Origin of the sequence: Actinomadura sp. NPDC023710, from assembly GCF_040639875.1 — a bacterium.
In the GTDB taxonomy this organism is placed as follows: domain Bacteria; phylum Actinomycetota; class Actinomycetes; order Streptosporangiales; family Streptosporangiaceae; genus Spirillospora; species Spirillospora citrea.
In genome coordinates, this window is sequence record NZ_JBFAGB010000097.1 from 1 (window position 1) to 5281 (window position 5281).

Annotated in this window: 2 protein-coding genes; both read left to right on the forward strand. The window is 75.3% G+C overall.

Translation table 11 applies throughout. The features are described from left to right. The coding region (locus tag AB0H37_RS44845; RefSeq protein ID WP_360618829.1) for a condensation domain-containing protein at window positions 1–1566 on the forward strand (1566 nt) is incomplete at its 5' end. Then, window positions 1548–5281, forward strand: a 3734-nt coding sequence (locus AB0H37_RS44850) for an amino acid adenylation domain-containing protein (RefSeq protein WP_360618830.1), incomplete at its 3' end; no start/stop codon positions are given. The genes AB0H37_RS44845 and AB0H37_RS44850, both read left to right, overlap by 19 nt.

Sequence of the window (5281 nt, forward strand, 5' to 3'; positions counted from 1 at the left end):
GCGATCCAGCTCGTCTCACGCGCCCGCCAGTCCGGCCTGGTCATCACTCCCCGCGAGGTCTTCCAGCACCAGACCGTCGAAGAACTCGCCGCCACCGCCGCACCGGTCGGCGAAGGCGAGGAGATCGAAGCGGAGGCGCCGGGTGCCGGGGTCGGCCCCGTCCCCATCACCCCGATCATCGCCTGGCTGCGCGACCGGGCGGACGGCGACGCGTCGCTCATCAGCGGCTTCCACCAGGCGATGCTGCTGCGCACCCCGCCCGGCCTCGGCACGGAGCGGCTGACCGCCGCGCTGGCGACCCTGCTCGACCACCACGACGTCCTGCGACTCCGCCTGGACGCCGACGGCGGCCGGTGGCAGCCGGTCGTCCGCCCGCCGGGTTCGGCCGACGCCGCCGCCCTCCTCACCCGCGTCGACGTCGCGGGCCTGGACGGCGACAAGGTCCAGGCCGTCGTCGCCGAGCAGGCCGCCGCCGCCCGCGACCGCCTCGACCCGGCCGCCGGGACGGTCGCGCAGCTCGTCTGGTTCGACGCGGACCGCGAGCAGGGGCGCCTCCTCGTCGTCCTGCACCACCTGGTCGTGGACGGCGTGACCTGGCGCATCCTGCTCCCCGACCTCGTCACCGCCTGGGCCGGGGGAGAGCTCCAGCCGGTCGGGACGTCCTTCCGCCGCTGGGCGCAGAAGCTCACCGCCGCCGAGCGGGGCGGGCAGGACCTGGAGGACTGGCTCGACATCGTCGACGGCCCGCCCGACAGGCTCGCGGACCGCCCGCTCGACCCGCGCGCGGACATCGCGGCCCGCGCCCGCTCGCTCACCCTCGACCTGCCCGCCGACGTCACGGGGCCGCTGCTCACCGACGTGCCCGCCGCGTTCCACGGGCACGCCAACGACGTGCTGCTCACCGGCCTCGCCGTCGCCGTCGCCCAGTGGCGCAGGCGCCGCGGCGGGCGCGGCACCGGCGTGCTGGTCGACCTGGAGGGCCACGGCCGCGAGGACTCCGTGCCGGGCGTGGACGTCTCGCGCACGGCCGGCTGGTTCACCTCGATCCACCCCGTCCGGCTGGACGCGGGCGGCGCGACCGGCGGCGCGGCCGTCAAGAAGGTGAAGGAGCAGCTGCGCGCCGTCCCGGACGTCCTCGGCTACGGGCTGCTGCGCCACGTGGACGGGGACGAGGAGCTGGCCGAGGTCCCGCCCGCGCAGATCGCGTTCAACTACCTCGGCCGGGTCGCGGACGGCGGCGACGGAGGCGACTGGACGCTCGCCCCGGAGGAACTGCCGGCCGGGGAGGACCCCCGCATGCCGATGGCGCACGCGCTGGAGGTCAACGCCCTCACCCGGGACCTGCCCGCGGGCCCGGTGCTGTCGGCGACCTGGACGTGGCCCGGCGGGCTGCTGGACTCCGCCGACGTCCGGGAGCTGGCCGAGGGCTGGTTCGCGGCGCTGCGCGGCCTCGTAGCGGACGTCGCCGGCGGCGCGGCCGGCGGATTCACCCCGTCCGACCTGCTGGTGGACCTGGACCAGGGCGAGATCGACAAGCTGCAGACCGCGTGGAGGCAGAAGAAGTGAACCGGGGCGACCTCGAGGACATCCTGCCGCTGTCGCCGCTGCAGCAGGGCTTCTTCTTCCACGCCCTCTTCGACGCCGGCGACGGCGACGTCTACACGGCCCAGTTCGTCCTGGACCTGGAGGGCCCCCTCGACGTCGCCGCGCTGCGGACCGCCGCCGCGACGCTGCTGCGCCGCCACCCCAACCTGCGCGCCGCGTTCTGGCACGAGGACCTGTCGCGGCCCGTGCAGGTCGTGCCGCGCACCGTCGAGCTGCCGTGGGAGGAGGTCACCGCCGCCGGCGCCGAGGCCGACGCCGTCGTGCTGCGGGAACGGGCGCGCGGCTTCGACATGACCGCGCCGCCGCTGCTGCGGTTCGTCCTCGTCCGCACGGGCCCTGAGAGCCACCGCCTGATCTTCACCAACCACCACATCCTGCTGGACGGCTGGTCCACGCCGATCATGGCGACCGAGCTGTTCCTGCTGTACATGCAGGGCGGCCACGACGCGGGGATGCCGCGCGTCACCCCCTACAAGAACTACCTGGCCTGGCTCTCCCAACAGGACCGCGACGCCGCCGAGGACGCCTGGCGCCGCGCCCTGGACGGCGTCGGAGAGCCCAGCCTCGTCGCCCCCGCGGCCGCCGCCCGCGCCCCCGAACCCCCCGAGCGCACGATCACCGGGCTGGACGAGCGCACCACCCGCCGCCTCACCCGCGCCGCCCGCCGCCACGGCGTCACGCTGAGCACCGTCCTGCAGGGCGCCTGGGGACTCGTCCTCGGACGGTTCCTCGGCACGGGCGACGTGGTGTTCGGCGCGACCGTGTCCGGCCGTCCCCCCGAGCTGCCGGGCGTCGAGCAGATGATCGGGCTGTTCATCAACACGCTGCCGGTCCGCGTCCGGTACCGGCTGGACGAGCCGCTCGGCGCGCTGATGGAGCGGCTCCAGGACGAGCAGACCGAACTCCTCGCCCACCACCATCTCGGCCTCACCGACATCCAGCGGGCGGCGGGCCACGGAGGCGCGCTGTTCGACACGATGACGGTGCTGGAGAACTACCCGTTCGACCCGTCCTCGATGGACGGCCCCCTCAACGGCGTCCGCATCGCCGCGGCCGACTCCTACGACGCCACCCACTTCCCCCTGTCGTTCGTCGCCGTCCCCGGCGAGAGCCTCTCGCTCCGCCTGCACTACCGGCCCGACGTCTTCGAGGCGCCCACCGTCGAGGCGCTGCTCGCCCGCGTCCGCCGCTTCCTGGAGGCGTTCGCCGAGGACGCGGACCAGGTGATCGGCGCGGTGGACCTCGCCGGCGACGCCGGTCGGGCGGCCCTCGCCGCCTGGAACGACACCGCCGCCGACGTCCCGTCCGGCACCCTCCCGGCCCTGTTCGAGGCGCAGGCCGCCCGCACCCCGGACGACACCGCCCTCGTCTGCGGCGAGGCCCGGCTGACCTACGCCGACCTGAACGCGCGCGCCAACCGCCTCGCCCACGAGCTGATCGCCCGGGGCGTCGGCCCCGAGGACCGCGTCGCGCTCGTCCTGCCGCGCACTCCCGAGATCGTCGTCGCGATCCTCGGCGTCCTGAAGGCCGGCGCCGCGTACGTGCCGGTCGACCCCGAGTACCCGGCCGACCGCATCGCCTCCACGCTCGACGACTGCCGCCCGGCGCTGACCATCACCGCCGGCGACTTCCCGGACGCCGCCGGACGGCCCTCCCACGACCCCTCCGACGGCGAGCGGATCCGGAGCCTCCGGGCGGACAACGCCGCCTACGTCATCTACACTTCGGGATCCACCGGGCGCCCCAAGGGCGTGACCGTCCCGCACGTGGCCGTGCTCAACTACTTCGAGGCGCACCGGGACGCGTTCTTCGACCCTGCGATCGAGGCGGCCGGCGGCCGCCGGATGCGGTTCGCCCACCTGGCGTCGTTCTCGTTCGACACGTCCTGGATGGGCCTGCTGTGGATGACGTACGGCCACGAGCTGCACCTCGTCGACGACGAGACCCGCCGCGACGTGGAGGCCTACACCGCGTACGTGGCGCGCGCGCGGATCGACCTGGTGAACACCACCCCGTCGCACTTCACCTCGCTCCGCGAGGCGGGCCTCCTGGACGCCGACGGCCGGCACCTGCCCTCGCAGCTCCTCCTCGGCGGCGAGGCGATCAGCGAGAACCTGTGGACGGAACTGCGCGCGGTCCCCGGGCTCACCACGCGCAACTTCTACGGGCCCACCGAGTCGACCATCGACACCATGAACGCGGTGGTCGCCCGCAGCGGGCGCCCGACCGTCGGCGCCCCCTACCGGAACACCCGGACCTACTTGCTGGACCGCGCGCTCCAGCCCGTCCCGGCCGGCGTCCCCGGCGAGCTGTACCTCGCGGGCGTGCAGCTCGCGCGCGGCTACCACGACCGGCCCGGCCTGTCCGCCGAGCGGTTCGTCGCCGACCCGTTCGGCGCGCCCGGCGAGCGCATGTACCGCACCGGTGACCTCGGCCGGTGGCGGCCGGACGGGACGGTGGAGTATCTCGGCCGCGCCGACGACCAGGTCAAGATCCGCGGCTTCCGGGTGGAGCCCGGCGAGATCGAGAACGTTCTCGCCGGATGCCCGGGCGTCGCGCGGGCCGCCGTCGTCGTCCGCGAGGACCGGCCGGGCGACCGGCGCCTCGCCGCCTACCTCGTCGGGCCGGACGTCGACGCCGCCGCCGTCCGGCGGTACGCGGCCGAGCGGCTGCCCGACCACATGGTCCCCTCGTTCACCGTCCTGGAGGCGCTGCCGCTCACCGTGAACGGCAAGCTCGACCGGGCCGCGCTGCCCGCCCCCGACGCCGGCGCCGCCGGCCGCGCGCCGCGCTCGCCGCAGGAGGAGATCCTCTGCGGGCTGTTCGCCGAGATCCTCGGCGTGCCGAGGGTCGGCGTCGACGACGGCTTCTTCGACCTCGGCGGCGACTCCCTCACCGCGACCCGCCTCGTCAGCCGGATCCGGTCCGCGCTCGGCGCCGAGCTGCCCGTCCGGGCGCTGTTCGAGGCGCCGACCGTCGCGGGCCTCGCCGAGCGGCTCGCCGAGGCCGCCGGTGACGTCCGCCCGCCGCTGGTCCGGGCCGAGCGTCCGGACGTCGTCCCGCTGTCGTACGCGCAGCAGCGGCTCTGGTTCCTCAACCGGTTCGAGGGCGCCCCCGCGACGTTCAACATGCCGATCGCGCTGCGCCTGGACGGCGCCCTCGACCTCGCCGCGCTGCGCGCCGCGCTGGCCGACGTCGTGGCGCGCCACGAGCCGCTTCGCACGATCTTCCCCGACCGTTCCGGAACCGCCCGCCAGCTCGTCCTGGGCCCGGCCGACGCCCGCCCCCGCCTCGACGTCGCGGAGGTGGAGGAGAGCGCGCTGCCGGCGGCGCTGGCCGCGACGGTCGGACAGGGCTTCGACCTGTCGGTGGAGCCGCCGCTGCGGGCCCGCCTGTTCGCGCTCGGCGGCGGCACGCACGTCCTCATGCTCGTCCTGCACCACATCGCGGCGGACGGCTGGTCGATGGCGCCGCTCGCCCGCGACGTGATCCTCGCCTACGCGGCGCGAGCGGAGGGCCGCGAGCCGGAATGGGCGCCGCTGCCCGTCCAGTACGCCGACTACACGCTCTGGCAGCGCGAGCTGTTCGGTTCCGAGGACGATCCCGGCAGCCTGATCTCGCAGCAGATCGCGTACTGGCGCGAGGCGCTGGCGGGGCTGCCGGAGGAGCTGCCGCT